The sequence below is a fragment of the Corallococcus exercitus genome, assembly GCF_042231735.1.
Classification (GTDB): Bacteria; Myxococcota; Myxococcia; order Myxococcales; family Myxococcaceae; genus Corallococcus; species Corallococcus exercitus_B.
In genome coordinates this window covers 2,417,837-2,434,405 of sequence record NZ_CP102577.1, presented here as the reverse complement: position 1 = coordinate 2,434,405, position 16,569 = coordinate 2,417,837, and the positions used below count along the sequence as shown (strand labels likewise).

At 66.9% G+C, this 16,569-nt stretch carries 11 protein-coding genes and 1 pseudogene; 10 read left to right on the top strand and 2 right to left on the bottom strand.

Going from position 1 to position 16,569, the window contains the following annotated elements:
- Window positions 1-3: 3 nt before the first annotated feature.
- From pglZ to NR792_RS08915, 10 genes and pseudogenes are all read left to right on the top strand, one after another.
- The gene (gene pglZ / locus NR792_RS08960) at window positions 4-2,592 is read left to right on the top strand and encodes a BREX-2 system phosphatase PglZ (RefSeq protein ID WP_375759650.1); all 2,589 of its coding nucleotides are present in this window, start codon (window positions 4-6) and stop codon (window positions 2,590-2,592) included.
- A complete protein-coding gene (brxD, locus tag NR792_RS08955) occupies window positions 2,589-3,941 on the top strand; it encodes a BREX system ATP-binding protein BrxD (protein WP_375759649.1) in 1,353 nt (450 codons plus the stop codon). Before pglZ ends, brxD begins: the two co-directional genes overlap by 4 nt.
- Before the next feature lie 3 nt (window positions 3,942-3,944).
- Window positions 3,945-6,050, top strand: a complete 2,106-nt coding sequence (locus NR792_RS08950; protein ID WP_375759648.1) for a DEAD/DEAH box helicase — start codon at window positions 3,945-3,947, stop codon at window positions 6,048-6,050.
- 113 nt (window positions 6,051-6,163) lie between these two features.
- Window positions 6,164-9,478 (top strand): DUF7008 domain-containing protein, encoded by a 3,315-nt coding sequence (locus tag NR792_RS08945; protein ID WP_375759647.1) that lies wholly within the window; start codon window positions 6,164-6,166, stop codon window positions 9,476-9,478.
- 19 nt (window positions 9,479-9,497) lie between these two features.
- Complete coding sequence (locus NR792_RS08940) at window positions 9,498-10,550, top strand: ATP/GTP-binding protein (RefSeq protein ID WP_375759646.1); 1,053 nt, start codon at window positions 9,498-9,500, stop codon at window positions 10,548-10,550.
- Window positions 10,547-11,113 carry a hypothetical protein gene (locus tag NR792_RS08935; RefSeq protein ID WP_375759645.1) on the top strand — a complete coding sequence of 189 codons (567 nt, stop codon included), beginning with the start codon at window positions 10,547-10,549 and terminating at the stop codon, window positions 11,111-11,113. The genes NR792_RS08940 and NR792_RS08935 overlap by 4 nt, the downstream gene beginning before the upstream one ends.
- A gap of 139 nt (window positions 11,114-11,252) precedes the next feature.
- Window positions 11,253-11,510 (top strand): annotated as a pseudogene (locus NR792_RS08930) (helix-turn-helix domain-containing protein); the annotation flags it as partial.
- Window positions 11,511-11,685: 175 nt separating this feature from the next.
- Window positions 11,686-12,216 carry an IS630 family transposase gene (locus NR792_RS08925; protein ID WP_375759644.1) on the top strand — a complete coding sequence of 177 codons (531 nt, stop codon included), beginning with the start codon at window positions 11,686-11,688 and terminating at the stop codon, window positions 12,214-12,216.
- A gap of 202 nt (window positions 12,217-12,418) precedes the next feature.
- Window positions 12,419-12,691 (top strand): hypothetical protein, encoded by a 273-nt coding sequence (locus tag NR792_RS08920; protein ID WP_375759643.1) that lies wholly within the window; start codon window positions 12,419-12,421, stop codon window positions 12,689-12,691.
- Between the two features lie 24 nt (window positions 12,692-12,715).
- Window positions 12,716-14,380, top strand: coding sequence for a cyclic peptide export ABC transporter (locus tag NR792_RS08915; protein WP_375759642.1), 1,665 nt, complete (start codon window positions 12,716-12,718; stop codon window positions 14,378-14,380).
- A gap of 30 nt (window positions 14,381-14,410) precedes the next feature.
- On the opposite strand, the gene NR792_RS08910 is transcribed toward NR792_RS08915, so the two are convergent.
- Window positions 14,411-15,733, bottom strand: a complete 1,323-nt coding sequence (locus NR792_RS08910) for a glycosyltransferase (RefSeq protein WP_375759641.1) — start codon at window positions 15,731-15,733, stop codon at window positions 14,411-14,413.
- An 11-nt stretch (window positions 15,734-15,744) separates the two neighbouring features.
- A complete protein-coding gene (locus NR792_RS08905; protein WP_375759640.1) occupies window positions 15,745-16,551 on the bottom strand; it encodes a glycosyltransferase family 2 protein in 807 nt (268 codons plus the stop codon).
- Window positions 16,552-16,569 lie beyond the last annotated feature (18 nt).

Below are 16,569 nucleotides of genomic sequence, written 5' to 3'. Positions count from 1 at the left end.
CCGGTGAAGGATGCCCTGCTGCGAAAAATCATCGAGTTGGCCGGCGGCCCGGCCGAGCGGGGCTACGTGCTGGCGCTCGATGGCGAGTTCCTGCGCGAGGTGCCGGAGCGGCTGACGTTCCCGCTCTACAGTTACACCGTCACTCGGCCCGGCTCCGAGCTTGCACTGCGCCGCCTTATCGTCCGCGCTGGAGGTGAGCCTTTCATCGCGCTGATGGAGGAGAAGCTGGCGCGCCGGCTGCCGCCGGACGTGGTGCGACGAGCCCGCGGACAGCGCGTCCACTCGGTGGACGTGAATGACGTGCTAGTGCTGGCACTGGGAACGCCAGTGGTGGGCGCAGACGCGGAGACGAAGGCGCTGGCCGTGCGGCACCTGGACAACCTGCGCGAGGCCATGCGCGGGCGCACGCTGCCCACCGTTATCGACCGGCGGATGTTGGACGAGCTGCTGCTCGACGCGTGCGTGGGCGCGCGCATCCGAAGTGAGCGGGCAGGGCGGCTGCTCGCCGAGTGGCTGCGCCAGCTCCCCGACGCCGAGCCCGCGCTGATGGGCCTGCTGCGGCGCGTTCTGCCCACGCTGCACGGTGGCGAGGGGCGGGTGTTGGCCTGGGCGCTGGAGGATTCGCGGCGGCTCAAGGCGATGGAACGGCTGAGCGCGCTCGTGGTGCATGGGGCGCTCTTCGAAATTGATGAGGAACTGCCCCCGAGCATCTGGGGGCCATTGCAGGGCGTGGACTCGCACCCATTGGTGCAGCTCACCCCGGAGTCCTTCCGCGCGACGGTACGAGATCTGGCCCAGGACGCGCTGGATTCGCTGGGCGAACAGGCGGCGCCCTATCTCGCCCAAGCGGAGAACCTGGGTCGGAAGGCCCTAACGCCGAAGGTGGTGGAAAAGAGCCGGCTGCTGCCGCTGGGCCTGGCCAACCGGCTCAGCCGGCTCGCCCAACAGGCGGCTCAAGGGGAGCCTATCCCTGGTGCGGAGGTGGAAGAGCTGCGCAAGCACCGGGCCGCCTCGCTCAAACGGGGCGAGCTGGAGTTGGTGGAGGGGATGGCGCGCCTGAGCCGCTACCTTGCCGAGCCTTTCTCCTCCGATGGGGACATGGCGGCGCGCGTTCGGTGCTACCAGGAGAGCGGCGCCTTCGCGGATTGGGCCGCCCTGAAGTTGCGTCGCGTGCTGGCCACCACGGCTGAATTCCAACAAGAGGCCCAGGCCGTCCTGACGAAGTACCGTGTCCGGCGCGACGAGGAGAACCTGGCCTTCGCGCACCTGCTGGCGGAGGGTTACACCCGTGCCTTGTTTGCCCCGGGCGTGGTGCCTCTGCACCGGCTGTGGGCGCAGATGGTGTCGCAGGCTGCGGCGGAACCGCTGTATGTGGTGGTTCTGGACGGCTGCAGCTACCCCGTGTTCCTGGAGCTGCTCGATGAGCTGGCTCAGGAGCCGCTAGAGCCCCTGGGCCTCGTCGCCTCAAGCTCGGCGCGGCTGGACCGGGCGCACGGCATCCCTGCGCTCGCCCCGCTGCCCACGGTGACGAGCCATGCTCGGGGGGCGCTCTTCCTCGGGGAGATTCCGAAGGATCCGCTCCGCGCCGAGTCCTTGTGGCGTGATCAGGAGGAGCGCACCACCGACCCGGCGCGCTTCCGGCAGAATGGGGCCCTTGGGGCACGGCCCCGGCGCCTTTTCCTCAAGGGCGACCTGGCGGACGGGGCGCAGGCATTGCTCGCCGCCCTCCGTGACCCATCACTGGAGGTGGTATCCGCCGTCTTCAATGCCGTGGATGACCAGATTGGATCGGCCAACACGGGGGCGGCCTTCCGGGTGCACGCGAAGGACATCGCGGGCTTCATCCCCAGCCTCAAGGCGGCCCTGATAGCGAACCGTCGCGTGCTGGTAACGGCGGACCATGGCCACACGCCATACTGGACCCGCGAGCTGCACGCGGGCCCGGGGGCCTCTGCCCGCTGGTGCGAGCTGCCGGCCGGGGCCGAGCCTCCAGAGGGATTCATGGCTCTGGACCTCGAGGGGCTGGGCGGCACGCCGGGACGCAAGGCCTTCGCGTGGAAGATGGGCGTCCACCAGGGGGGCCCGCAGGTGGGTTTTCACGGTGGGTGCAGCCTGGAGGAGATGGTGGTGCCGCTGGCGTGGCTCGGCAAACAGGGCGTGGCGGCAGACGAGCCCGCGTGGTGGCTGGGGCGCACGCGGCCGCAGGTGGTGGAGGTGGCCCGCTTGATGCCCCCTCCGAAGCCAGCTGCAGTGGCCGTGGCCTCCCGGCAGCAAGGAGACCTGTTCGATGCGCGTGCCACCGTGGCTGCGGTGGCCGCCGGGGCGTCGACGTTGGGGCTGGCCGAGAACGTGCTGGCGCTGCTGGACGCGACCGAGCGCGCGGCCCTGGTGGTGCTTGCCCAGAACGGGAGCGCTCGCGGCATGGACCTGGCGCCGCGCATCGGCAAGCCCGTGGGACGCGTAGCGGGCTTCATGACCCAGCTCAATCGCAAGCTGCACCGGGTCGGGGTAGCGTTCTTCAAGACGGACACGCTGCCCACCGGTGATGTGCAGTATCACCACATTCCCCAGGCGAGGGCGGAGCGTCCATGAAGGTGACGGAGGCCGAGGCTCGCGACATCGTGGCGGCCCTGCGCACGGGGGCCGTGCCCCACAGCGGCCTGCACCACTTCGCCACGGGGGTGGACGCCCTGGTGCGCGTGGTGGATGAGGAACTTGAGGACGTGGCGCGCGGGGCCGGAAGCGGGCGCGCCAAGTGGATTCGAGGTGAGTACGGCAGCGGCAAGACGTTCGTTACGCGCCTCCTGTGCGCGCGGGCGAGGGAGAAGGGGTTCGCCACCGCGGAGGTGCAGATCTCCATCAACGACACCCCGCTGCATCACCTGGAGACGGTGTACCGCCGGCTCGTGGAGCGGCTGTCTACGCCGGCCGAGGGGGTGGGAGCCTTCCGCGCTGTGGTGGACGGGTGGCTCTTCGAGGTAGGCGAGGAGGTAACGCGCCTCAAGGGGCTGTCCGAGGACGACCCGGCCTTCGCCGCGGCGGTGGAGGAGCGGCTGGAGGACAAGCTGGCGGAGCTGAGCGCGCGCAATCCGGCCTTTGCGCAGGTGCTGCGGGCCTACGCCGGGGCGCAGGTGGCCGGGGACATGGGCGTGGCGCAGCAGCTCCTGGGGTGGCTCGGAGGTCAGCCGCACGTGGACCGCGGTATCATCTCCCGTGCCGGCGTGAAGGGGGCCGTGGACGGGCAGGCGGCACTGGCCTTCCTGCGGGGGCTGTTGATGCTGCTGCGCCAATCGCGCCACGCGGGGCTGGTGGTGGTGCTGGACGAGGTGGAGACGCTTCAGCGCATGCCCGCGCCCACCCGCGAGAAGGCCCTCAACGCCCTGAGGCAGCTCGTGGACATGCTGATGAATGGGGAGCTGCCGGGCCTGTACCTGGTGGTGACGGGCACGCCCGAGCTTTTCGAGGGGCCCAAGGGACTCAAGGCCCTCTCGCCGCTGTACCAGCGCGTCTTCACCCGCTTCGACGCGGAGCCCCGCTTCGACAACCTGCGCGCTCCCCAGGTGCGGCTGCCTCCCTTCGATGCGGGACGGCTGCTGGAGGTGGGGCGAAAGGTGCGGGCCCTCTTCCCCGCGCGGGAGCCGGGGCGCGTCCAGGGGACGGTGGATGACCGCTTCCTGGAGGGGCTCGTCGGCCGCGTCACCGAGGGCTTCGGGGGCAAGGTGACGGTGGCCCCGCGGCTCTTCCTGCGCGAGCTGGTGGACGTGTTGGACAGGGTGGACCAGTTTCCCGACTACTCGCCTCACCAGCACTACCGGCTGGAGGTGGACGAGGCCAGCCTGCGCCCCGAGGAGCTCGCCGCGCGGCGGGGCACGTCCGAGGTGGAGGAGGAGCCTGAGGCGGAGACCCCTTCGCCCCGTCCGAAGCGCCGGCTGGAAGGGTAGGGCATGAGCGCCTTCCATCGGCTCCACCCCCAGCTGCGCCATGCTCTGGTGAACGAGCTGGACTGGCGCAGCCTGCGCCCCGTCCAGGAGTTGGCCACGGAGGCCATCCTCGATGGGTGCAACGCGGTGGTGCTGGCACCCACGGCCGGAGGCAAGACGGAGGCGAGCCTCTTTCCCGTCCTCTCCCGCATCCTCTCTGAGGGGTTGGCACCTGTGGCCGCGTTGTACGTGTGCCCCATCCGCGCCCTCCTCAACAACCAGGAGGCCCGGGTGCAGCGCTACGCGCGCATGGTGGGCCTGGACGCCTTCAAGTGGCACGGGGACGTCCCCGGCACCGCCCGCGCCCGCTTCCTGCGCGAGCCCGCCCACGTGCTGATGATTACGCCCGAGTCCCTCGAGGTGATGCTCATCAGCCAGAAGACGGACGCGCGCTCCCTGTTCCGCGGGCTTTCGGCGGTCATCATCGACGAGGTGCACGCCTTCGCCAGCGATGACCGGGGGGCGCATCTGGTGAGCATCCTGGAGCGGCTGGCGCACTTCTGCGGGCGCGACGTGCAGCGCATTGGGCTGTCGGCCACGGTGGGAAACCCGGACGTCATCGGGCAGTGGCTGATGGGCTCAAGCCGGCGTCCCTACCGGCGGGTGGATCCGCCCCGGCCCCCGGCCGTGAGGGATCTGCGCCTCGACTTCCTGGAGAACACCGCGGATGTGGCCGCGGAGGCCGCGAGGTTGGGACAGGGGAAGAAAAGCCTCGTCTTCGTAGAGAGCCGAGCCGAGGCCGAGCGCATCGCGGGGGCCATGGCAGGCCGGGGCGTGGAGGTGTTCATACACCACAGCGCGGTGAGCCGCGCGGATCGCGAGCTCGCGGAGGAGCAGTTCGCGCGCGGGCACAACACGGCGATTGTCTGCACCTCCACCATGGAGCTGGGCATCGACGTGGGGGATCTGGATCAGGTGCTGCAGGTCGATGCTCCGATGTCCGTGGCGAGCCTTCTCCAGCGCATGGGCCGGACGGGACGGCGCGAAGGAATGCGCTCGAATTGCACTTTCTTGTGTCAGAGCCCGGAGACATTGCTTCAGGCCACGGCGCTCGTACGGCTGGCGGAGCGTGGGTGGGTGGAGGATGTCCGCCCGCCCACCAAGGCCGCGCACGTGCTCGCCCACCAGGTGTTGGCCCTGGGGCTCCAGGAGGGCGGGGTATCCCGGCACAAGGTGCTGCCCTGGGTGGCCGCGGCGAGCCCCTTCCGGGGCCTGGAAGCGGAAGACGTCAGCGAACTCGTGGAGACCATGCTGGCACGGCGCATCCTCCACGAATCCGAGGGGCTGCTGTCCTTGGGCCTGGAAGGGGAACGACTCTACGGACGGAAGAACTTCTTCGAACTGTATGCGGTGTTCTCCTCGCCTCCGCTCCTGCGGGTGATGCACGGCCCGACGGAGATTGGGACTGTGCAGGCTACATTCGCGCGCAGCCAGGAGGACGGACATGGGCCGCTGTGCTTCCGGCTCGGTGGGCGGCCGTGGCTGGTGGTGCACGTGGATTGGGAGCGGGGAACGTGCCAGGTGCAGCCCGCGGACAAGGGGCGGGTGCCGAGCTGGCTGGGGCCCCCGCGGAACCTGTCCTGGACGCTGTGTCAGGAGATGAAGCGCACGCTGGCCGATGAGGCGCCGATGGCGGTCCTGGGCAAGGTAGCTCAGCTGGAGTTGGAGGCGCTGCGGAGGGAGTACGAGGGGCTGGTGGGGGAAGGGGAGGCTCCGCTGGAGGTGACGGACGAGGGGGTGCAGTGGCACACCTTCGCGGGCGGGGCCATCAACCGCCTGCTGGCTGCGGCGCTGGAGGTGGAGACGGGACGACGGTGGACGCCGGGGAATCTGTCTCTGAAGGTGAAGGATGCGGGCCTGTCCTGGGCGAGGCTGGCCATCGAGTCGATTCCGCGGGTGGACTGGGGCGAACTGGCTTCCGCCCAGGCGGGGGGGGATATGCGGGGGCGCCTATCGAAGTTCCAGCGCTGCCTGTCTCCGCGACTGGAGGCTAAGCTGCTGGTGGAGCGGCTGTTCGATGTGGAGGGGACACGGGCGTTCGTGGCAGGCCACCAAGTGCCGGGGGCCTAGCTGGACTCCTAAGAGAGGTCCTGAAGCCCACAGGGCAGGCGCGGGTTGCCGCTTTAGGCGCATGGATCCGGCTCGGACTTGCTATGTGGTGAGTCTGCTTGTCAGGAGGCGTCTTGGGCAGCACTCGAGAAACACGGGAGGCACGCACGCTGGTGCTGGCAGCGGCCAGCCTTGTCGAGGGGACGCTAGTCCCGGAACTGCGCGAGAGCATCCGTCCGTGGGCTGAGGAGACCTGGCGGCTGGCGCCAGAGCTGCATCACGGCCAGCGGTTCGAGAGCTGGTTGGCTGCCTTGGTGGAGGAGAGCATCGGCACGTGGGTTGCCGCAGCGGTCCTGCTGCGGCTTACGGAAGATTTTGGCCTAGCACCGTATGGGAGGGCGGAGCGGGCCGGGGCAGAGTGGGTGGACGAGGCGGAGACGACACGATGGCTGGAGGAGTTGGCGCAACTGCTCGCGCCTCGTGGCCCGCTAGGCTCTCTACCGCCGCTCCCCGAGGGGGCACGCCGCAAGCTCCTAGAGCTGTTCCGCGAGCGGTTCAACGAGTACCCACGCTGGCGGGGGGCCGTGGGGGCGCCTTCGTTCATGGCGGACCTCTTCTTCTCGCTGACGCGACAGGCGCGTGAGCAGCATGCCTTCGTGGCAACGCCGCCCTTCGTCGCCGAGTTCTTGGTGGAGCACACCGTTGTGCCCGCCGCGCAGGAGTTTGGTGGCGAGGCGCTGCGAATCATGGACCCTGCGTGCGGTTCCGGCATGCTGCTGGAGTCCGCCTTCCGGAAGTTATTGGAGCTGCGGGGGGGCGGTGCTGCCATCTCGTATTCCGAGGCGAAGCGCGCGCTGAGCCAGCTCCAGGGCATGGACATCAGCTTGTTTGCTTGTGCCATGACCCGCTGCACGCTGCTCCGGGCGCTTCTCCAGAATGTGGACTCTCCCGAGCGGGTCCGGCTACATGAGGTGCCACTGAACATCCGCACGGGGAATGCACTGCTGGAGCTGGCCGCAGTCATTGAGGGACCCGAGGCGCAGCGCTACCAGGTCGTGCTCGTCGAGCCCCCTTTCATCACCGAGCGCAATCTGGAGCTGAGAAGGCTTTACCGGTCGCGCTACGAGAGCGCCCAGCTTCAGTTCTCCTTGATGGCGCCTTTCGTCGAACTGGCATTTTCCCTCCTGGTGGAGAATGGCTTTTTCGGCGCTCTGGTGAGCAATTCATTCATCAAGAGAAGGTATGGCGAGGCGTTGGTGGAGCGGGTGCTCGCACGGCAGCACCTGACGGCGGTCGTGGATGTCTCGGGGGCCTATCTCCCAGGTCATGGCACTCCCATGATGATGCTCATCGCGCGCAGGCAGCCTCCTGACTCCAGTGCCGTGCGGACCGTGCTGTGCCACCGAGGCGAGCCTATTACCCCCTCCGTGCCGGAGCAGGGGCGGGTCTGGATGGAGCTGCGTGAGCACTTTGATGAGCCGGGCTTCGAAGGGCATTTTGTGTCTGTGGCGAAGGTCTCTCGTGAGACCTTTGCGAAGCATCCTTGGGTGCTCGAGCTGGGTGATGCGGGAGCGGCGCTGGCTCACCTGGAACATGGCGGACCGGTGCGACTGAAGGACTGCGTTCTGTCCACATGGAGGGCTCCTGCTCGGTTCGCGGATATCGTTGCAGAGCCAGAGGTCTTTTCCCGGCAGCATGTGCCCCGGTCCCATTGGCGGGTTTGGATCGGGGGGCAAGCTTTTACGGACTGGTCTCTGAGGGAGAGCGAGCTCAAGGCACTTCCGAACCTCTCGTGTGAGGGCGTGTTGACACATCCCCTCATCTTCCGCGTACTCGGAGGGTTTGGAGGGCTCCTGCCGAGAGAGGCCGGAGATTCGGAACTGCGGCAAGCCGTGGCGCGGATGTTCTCCTGGGGTCTCCAGGACTCCGAGAGCGATGTCCTCATTGGATTTCCGGTTGTCGCGAGGCAGAACAGCTTTGTCCGGCTTGAACCCGGCCAGCGCATCGCGATCACCGCAGAGGGTTTGGCGTTGCCGGGTGCTGATGCGCATGAGTGCTCCATGGCGTTGCTGGCGTACCTGAATAGCTCGACGGCATGGTTCTGGATGAGGCAGTTCTTCTCGTCGAAGTCCTTGGAGAAGCGACAGTCGACTTGGTATCTGCGTGAGTCCGGCGCCAGCAGCACGAGCTTCCGCTTCTCTTTCCGAGAGCTGTTGAACCTACCCGTACCTCGGTCTGTTCTGTCCCCTGGCCCAGTGCGCACACAACTGGCAGAGCGTGCGCAGAGGCTGGAGCAGTTGGCGCAGCAGCGCCGGATGTGCGAACCGAGGTTCGTGGTGGGCGACGAGAGTGCGGCAGAGGAAACGGCACGGAGATGGTCCGCGCAAGGATGGGACCGTACTACTCGCTCCTCGCTCATCCGCGCCTTGGCGAGGGCCTTCCACGAGGAAGAATTGCTGTTCCGGGAGATGGTGTTTCATCAGGAGGAGATTGACTGGATCGTCTACGGAGCTTGGGGGCTGGCGAGGAATGAACCTCTCAGCGATGGGCGCGCATTGCCTGAGCAGCGTCCCTTCGAGTGGTCGAGTGAGAGACCTCCCGAGGGGCTTCGTCCTGAGCTCGCGCGGGTCTGGTTGGAGCGGAGCCATCAGCGTAATGCCAATCGGGTGCTGCGGGCGCTTGATGCAAGGGAATGCAAGCGAGGATGGTTGGCCTGGAAAAAGCCTCGCAAGGGAGGACAGTATGATGCCATGCGTACCCAAGACGCATGTGCGCGCTGGCTGCTCAGTCGAGTCGAGGGCCTGTTTCGCGCTCAGCGCTCCCCCCACGCGCTGACAATGCAGGCAATCATTGAGGCGCTCTCCTCCTCAGCCGATGTCCAAGCCGTTGCGGAGGTGTCAGAAGGGGCCACGAGTCCGGACCTGGCCAGCCTGCTGGCCCAGCTAATCGAGGATGAGGCCGTCCCCTTCCTGGCGAGCTATCGGCTCTCTTCCTCCGGGCTGAAGAAATGGGAGGGCTGGAAGCAGCTGTGGGCGCTGCAGCGCAGAGGGCCGGTCACTCTGCGGGATGCGCGAGAACATGCCCGTCACTACGACGCAGATGATTTCCGGCGGTCCAGTTGGTGGAGCTTGCGCGGGCGGCTGGATTTCCCCCGTGAGCGCTTCATCGGCTATCCGCTGCATGTGGCCGAGTCGTCGGATCGCTACGGCTGGGCGGGCTGGACCTTTCCGGAGCAGGCACAAGTGCTCGAGGCTCTGTATCAGGAAGGGCGGCACGAAAGATGGACATCCCAGCGGCTTCTGCCAATCCTCCAGGGGATTGAGGAACTGCTCCCGTGGATTGAGCAGGAGTATGATCGCGACGCGCCGCGCTGGGGAGGATTCCTGGATGAGGCGTGCAGGGCGCTTGGGGTGGCGCGCGAGGCGCTGAGCCGCCCGAAGCATTCATGAATCATGAATCAGGACGACCATGGCGCTGAGTAGATTGCAACTGACCCAGTTCACCGTTTTCGATAGTGCCGAGTTCAATTTCTGCTCTGGCATCAACGTTGTTATTGGGAAGAACTCCACGGGGAAGTCGCATGCATTAAAAGCAATGTACGCGCTGCTGGCGGCACTCCGTCAGGCTGCGGACAAGAATGCGACTGAGTCGCAGAGGGATGCCTTGGTGGCAGAGAAGTTCCGGCGAGTCTTCCTGCCGGATGACCTCGATCGACTGATCCGGAGACCCTCCCTGGAGCCGGAGCGTGGGGCCGAGCTACAGTTGAGCGAAAGCGGTGGCAGTGATGCTGCCGTCATCCTGAAAGGTGACTTGGCAAAGATAGGGCCTCATCCGCTCCGCCCCCCTTCGGCGCTCTTCATTCCGAGCAGGGACGTGCTGGCCTTCTCCGAGGGGTTTGTCCAACTGTATGAGACGCGCAAGGTCTCGTTCGATGAGACGTATGCAGACCTGTGCCGTGCGCTGGCGGAGATTCCTCTGAGGGAGCCTCCAGAAATTCTCGGGCGGATTGAGAACATCCTCGGAGGCAGGGTGCGCCAGAAGGGAGAGCGCTTCTATATCGAGATGGGTGGCCAGGAGTTCGAGGCCCACCTGGTGGGAGAGGGGCTCCGGAAGGTCGCGACGCTGGTGCGCCTGATAGCGAATGGAACATTGGTGCCAGGAGCGGTCTTGTTCTGGGATGAGCCGGAAGCAGGGCTGAATCCGCAGATGACCGCCCAAATCACGGAGTTCATCCGCCAGCTTGCTGCTTGGGGAGTGCAGATCTTCATCGCCACCCATGACTACCTACTGGCGCACAGACTGTCGGTCGCACTTGAGTACAAAGAGGAACCTCGGGTTGATGCACGCTTCTTCGCGCTCTATCGCTCTGAGCAGCATGGGCCCGTGCAGGTCGAGTTCGGAGAGACTCTGGCTCACATCCAGAACAACGCCATCTTGCAGGAGTACGCAAAATTCCACGACTGGGAGGAGGAGCTACTGCTACGAGACATTGGCCGTGACCGTGTGGGAGAAGAGGGATGAGTTGGTCGTTTGAGGAGCCTCCGTTCAAGCTCGAGTTCGATGGCTCGTGGCAGTACGTCGTCAAGTGGGATACCCACCCGGCCTATGAGAACGGCATCAAGAAATCCCCCTGCGCCAAGGCGGTGGATTTCGTGGGGCTTCTTGGGGGAAGCAGGGAGCAGTGGCTGTATCTGATTGAACTCAAAGATTATCGAGAGTTCGCCAGGCAAAAGGAAGAGGGGCACTACGAGGAGTTCGAGCAGAAGGTATGCGCGACCGTCTCCGGTCTCGTCGGTGCCCATCGGAGCGGTCAGTATGCTGACTGCGCGCCATTTACGGAGATGTTGTTCGACCCTGGAAGTCGCTTGGTGGTCGTCTATTGGGTCGAGTTACCAGGGGGCGAGCACCTTACCGACGTCGTTCGCCAAGGGCGCCGGAAGGCCAGGACCTCGATCCGGACGCAGCAGGGAAAAGGGCGTTTGAGTTGGCTGGGCGCACGCTTCATGACCAATAACAAGGCTCAGCAGGATGAGGGGAGAGGGGTTCCCGGGCTGAAGGTCGTCAACCTACCGCAGGCCAAGTAGTCGGAAGAGGCGCCTCAGGCCCGTGCTCGTCCATGACCGCGGAGGCCCTATCGCCGCGGGGGCTGTAGGTCGATTGCGAGCGACCGGGCTAACCCAGGGCTCGTTTGACGCGATCGTAGAGGCTTGATCTTCTCTGGGGATGAGCGAAGGACATCCCACCCCGGAGAAGCTGAGACGGGCCATCGTGCGGGCCTTCCACGACGAGGGCCTGTCGTATGCGCAGATTGCCCACCTGCTGGGCATTGGCGAGGCGACGGTCAGCCGCGTCCTTGGGCTGTACCGAGAGACAGGAGACGTCGTGCCGCGGCCCAAAGGCGGCGGCAACTTCTCGCCTATCCGGGGCAAGGTGGCCACCGCGCTCAAGCGGCTGGTGGCGCAGAAGCCGGACGCGACGGTGCGCGAGCTGATGGCCGAGTTGACGGCCCGCACGCGCCTCGTCACCAGCCGTCCCTCCATGCAGAGGGCTCTGCATCGACTGGGCTTCTCACACAAAAAAGTTCTTCACCGCCTGCGAGCGCGACGCACCGCAAAACCTCTGGCGCAGGCGGGTCCTCGCCGCGCTCCTGAGCGTCGTGGACGTGCGGCGGCTCGTCTTTCTCGACGAGTCCTTCTGCCATACCTCCATGGCACGCGAGTATGGCTGGGCGCCGGTAGGGCAACGTGCCCGAGGCGTGCGTCCTGGAGGCCGCTGGACGACCTTGACGCTCGTGGGGGCCATCCGCGTGGGCTGCCGGCCCAAGTTGATGACTCACCGAGGAGCCATCAATGGCCGCCTCTTCGTGCGCTTCGTCCGCCAGCGGCTTTGCCCCTGGCTCCATCCAGGTGATGTGGTGCTGATGGACAACCTGGGTGCTCACAAGGTAGCCGGTGTGCGCCAGGCGGTCGAAGCCGTTGGCGCCTGCGTGGTGTACCTGCCCACCTACAGTCCCGACTTCAATCCCATCGAGCTGTGGTGGGCAGACCTGAAGCGGCAGCTTCGTCGGCTTGCGCCTCGGGCCATTGAAGACTTGGCACGGACGGTGAGGCAGTTACGCGCGGCCACTCCGCTCGCGAAGCTCGCGGCTTGGTTCCGCCACTGCCTCTCCTTCCTTCACCTCAACTGATCCCGGCGTTAGCGCAAGGTCATACTGCTCATAGCCAAGGCCGTGCACTCCAAGGTGGTGTGCTCGCACGCTTGAGGCTTGGGGGCCGCTCCTATAGCTCCGCCTTACCTCTCATGGGGAGGTCACCTTGAGCGGTGTCCTCCGCCCCAGGATTTTTTGAGACACCTCTCTGGGGGAACAACCTCCCCCTCACGAGGTGGATGTGAAGAAGCAGCAGATGGAGGCCGACTACCAGAAGGCCACCCTCGCGGCCTATGAGGACTTCGACCAAGTCCCTTGGAACATGAGCCACCACTTCCCGCTGCTGCGGGACGGTGAGTACTGGCGTGCCATGCGAAAGACGATTGACTACGCCGCCGCGGGCTGCCCGGATGCAAAGGGAGCCCGCCGGTGTCAGGAGGTCGAATTTCCTTCTTTCCGAGAACTCTCCGAGAACAAGCTCCCGCGCTGGGATGGCACGGCGGCAATGCCGTGAGCCTGCTGTGACGGAGACACCTCGATGAAGCTTCTTGCCTTCCTTCTGAGCCGCTCGCGAGGCCTCCTGGCGCTGGCGACGTTCGCTGGCATCGTCAGCGGCGCGAGCAGCAGCGCGCTCGTGTCCGTCCTCAATACAGCGCTGAGCCAGGGCACGTTCCGGAACGGGAAGACGCTCGCCACGTTCAGCGGGATCCTGCTGCTCTGTGTTCTGTCGCGCCTGGCCTCGCAGTACATGCTCAACCACCTCAACCAGGAGGCGCTCCTCGAGCTGCGGATGCGTCTGAGCCGCCGGGTCCTTACCTCCACGCTGCGCCAGCTGGAGGAGACGGGCATGCACCGCCTCCAGACCATGCTCTCGGAGGACATCCCCAGCGTCAGCAACAGCCTGTCGCTGCTGCCCATCATCGCCATCAGCGGCGCCACGCTGCTCGGCTGCCTCGCCTACCTGGCCACGCTCTCGCCCACCATCTGCTTGTTCATGCTCGGCTTCATCCTCATGGGCGGGCTCATCTACCGGCTGCCGGTACGGCTGAGCCTGAAGTACTTCCAGCAGTCCCGCGCCCAGAGCGACGTCCTCAACAAGGCGTTCCGCTCCCTGATGGAGGGCATCAAGGAGCTGAAGCTGCACGCCCCTCGACGCGCGGCGTTCCTCGCCCACGGCGTGGAGGCTCCCGCGAAGGAGCTGCGCCGGCTGATGGGCGTCAGCTCCAACATCCTCAGCACCAACGCGAGCTGGACCACGTTCCTCTTCTTCGCGTTCCTCGGGCTGCTGCTCTTCAGCGTGACACGCATCACGGACGTGAGCGCCACCACGCTGACCAGCTGCACGTTGATCATCCTCTACCTCCAGCAGCCGCTCGACATCCTGCTGGGCAGTCTCAACGTCCTGGGCCGCGGCAACGTCGCGCTCGAGCGGCTCCAGCAGCTGGATCCCCAGGGCTGGAGCGCGAAGGAGGACGACAGCCCTCCCTACGCGGGGCCTCCGCCTCGCTTCGAGCGGCTGGAGCTCAGAGGGGTCACCCATACGTACTTCCGGGAGAATGACGACAGCCGCTTCGTGCTGGGCCCCCTCGACCTGACCTTCCAGCGCGGGGAGCTGGTGTTCCTGGTCGGAGGCAACGGCAGCGGAAAGACGACCTTCGGCAAGCTGCTCACCGGCCTCTATGTGCCGGATGCTGGGGAGGTCTGGCTCGACGGCGAGCGCGTCACGGACGCCAACCGCGAGCAGTACCGCCAGCTCTTCACGGCGGTGTTCTCCGACTTCCACCTCTTCGACAACCTCCTGGGCCTGGACCCCTCCGACCGCGGCGCCCGGGCGCGGGAGTACCTCTCCCGCCTCCATCTCGACCACAAGGTCCGCATCAGTGAGGAGGGCACCCTGTCCACCACGAGCCTGTCCCAGGGCCAGCGCAAGCGGCTGGCGCTGCTGACGGCCTACCTGGAGGAGCGGCCCTTCTATCTCTTCGACGAGTGGGCCGCGGACCAGGACCCCGCCTTCAAAGACATCTTCTACAACCAGCTCCTGCCGGACCTGCGGGCGCAGGGGAAGACGGTGCTCGTCATCAGCCACGACAACCGTTACTTCCACGTGGCGGACCGGCTGCTCGTGCTCGAGTCCGGGCGGCTGGTGGACACGTCACCGGCCATCGGCCTCGAACTCCCGGAGCGTCAGCGGCCCGCGTCTTGAGCGCGACCGTGCCCCGCTTCCGCCCTTGCGTCAGGAGCCGGTCAGCCGGGGCACGGGGCTCCGCGCCTCCACGAGGAACTGCTCGAGGGTGCGCGCCACCTCCAGGGGCGACTCCGCCTCGCGGAATCGCACGCTCATGGCCTGGACCGCCTGCCGGTATGCGGGCTGGGTGATGACCTCGTCGAGCAGGGCCACCAGCCCCTCGCCGGTCACTTCGAACGGCGAGCCTCGCACGCCAAGGCCGTGATGGGTCACGAGCCGGGCCACCCGGGGCTGATCGTTCTGGAAGGGCAGCGCCACCATGGGGACGCCGAAGTAGATGGCTTCCTTGGTGCTGTTGAAGCCGCAGTGGGTGACCATGGCCGTCGCGCGCTGCAACAGCTTGAGCTGCGGCACTTCGCTCGCGGCGATGATGTTGGGCGCCCTGCGCTCGAGCATCGCCAGGTCAGTCAGCGGCCCCGCGGAGACGACGAACTGCCAGTCCGGTCGCCGGGCAGCCGCGTCGCCCAGGACGCGGAGGAAGTCCTGCTGCCGCTTCAAGACGAAGGGCACCGAGCCCAGCGCGACGAGGATGAGCGGCCGGCCCTCCTGGAGCCGTGCCCAGTCGAAGTCCGGCTCCTGGCGGTCCAGCGCGATGCAGGGCCCCAGGAAATGAAGGGTCTCCGGGCGCGGCGTGGCCCCGGTCTCGACGAACTCACCCGGGCAGAGCACCACCCTGGGCATGCTCGAAAGAATGGACCGCCCGGGCCCGCCTTCCTCGTCCACGGGATGGCCGTACTTGCGCGCCAGGTTCGTGAGGAACTCCGTCGTGGGCGGGATGAGGCCAAGCCCCACCCCCGCCTGCTCCAGCTTCCGCCGCAGGCCCGCGCGAACCGCGCCCCAGCCCCGGTCCGCCGAAGGCCCGGGCTGGCGCGGCGGCGGCACCACCGGCACCGTGGTGTTCACGAGGACCGTGGGCACCCCGTTGCCATGGGCGATGAGGGGCAGGAACCTCTCGATCACGTCACACAGGAAGAGGTCGGGACGCAGCTGCTGGAGGACCCTGTCGAGCTCTCCCTCGAGCATGGCTTCCATCATCCGCCGGACCCTGCCCATGTGCCTGTGCATGTGGCGCAGCTGCCCCCAGCGGTCACGGCGGGCGCGCAGCGCACCGACCTCCCGCAGGTCGCCCTCGGGGAAGAGGTCCGGGAAGAGCGGCACGAAGTCGAAGCCCTCCGCGCGGATGGGCTCCTGCGCGTCCAGCAGGCCCCAGAAGTGGATGCGGTGTCCCCTCGACTGCAGGGCCCGCGCGATCTTCAGTGCCGGGTTGATGTGGCCGGGGGTGGAGCCCGCGGCGATGAGGATGTTGGCCATGTCCGGTGTCCCTACGAGAACCAGCCGCGGAAGAACCGGCGCAGGCTGCCCGAGCCGCGGGCTTCCACGGGGTAGCGCGCGCGAAGGTCGGCGGGAAGCGTGTCGAAGGCGTACTCCTGGCCTCCGGCGAGGGGCGTGAGCTTCATGCCGCTCGTGTCGGTGAGGTAGTCGTAGCCGAGGCGCTGGTAGCGCGAGCCGGGATCGAGCTGCTCGTAGCGCTCCCGCCGCGCCAGGCGGTCCTCCGGCTTCACCATGCGCAGGTGATAGAGGTTGTGCGGCAGCACCAGGTGCCGGGCCCCCTCGAGCTGCTGGGGGTACCACACGCCGTGGAACTTCGTGTGACGCTTGCCCTGGAAGGTCATCGTGTCCGGCAGGGGGAAGGCGCAGCAGCGCGTCTTCTTTCCCCAGAGGCCATCGGACCGGTACTGCGCCACGCCGTCCCACAGCTCGCGGTAGCGCACGGTGATCAGGGGCCGGTCGCGCTTCTCCGCCTTGCGCAGGATGGCCGGCAGCCGGACGAGGAAGTCCTGCTCGAAGCGCTCGTCGGCGTCGCAGCACAGCACCCAGCGGGCGCCCAGCGCCTTGGCGCGCTCCAGCAGGCGGCTGCGGTTGCCCGGCTCGTCCCAGCCCTCCATGTCGGCGCGGGGCGGGTTGGTGAGGACGTCCGCCACCTTCGGCTCGGCGGCGAGCACGGCGCGCGTGCCGTCGGTGGACCCGTCATCGAGCGCGACGATGGCGTCCACGTGGTCGCGCAGGTGCGCCAGGCAGCCTGACAGGTGGTACTCCTCGTTTCGAAGCTGCATCACGGCGACGAGCACGGGCGGTGGTCCTTTGCG

Bases quoted from the DNA above. Each gene is read 5' to 3' on its own strand.
- brxD (WP_375759649.1), top strand. From the start codon at position 2,589: ATGAAGGTGACGGAGGCCGAGGCTCGCGACATCGTGGCGGCCCTGCGC.
- NR792_RS08950 (WP_375759648.1), top strand. From the start codon at position 3,945: ATGAGCGCCTTCCATCGGCTCCACCCCCAGCTGCGCCATGCTCTGGTG.
- NR792_RS08940 (WP_375759646.1), top strand. From the start codon at position 9,498: ATGGCGCTGAGTAGATTGCAACTGACCCAGTTCACCGTTTTCGATAGT.
- NR792_RS08935 (WP_375759645.1), top strand. From the start codon at position 10,547: ATGAGTTGGTCGTTTGAGGAGCCTCCGTTCAAGCTCGAGTTCGATGGC.
- NR792_RS08915 (WP_375759642.1), top strand. From the start codon at position 12,716: ATGAAGCTTCTTGCCTTCCTTCTGAGCCGCTCGCGAGGCCTCCTGGCG.
- NR792_RS08910 (WP_375759641.1), bottom strand. From the start codon at position 15,733: ATGGCCAACATCCTCATCGCCGCGGGCTCCACCCCCGGCCACATCAAC.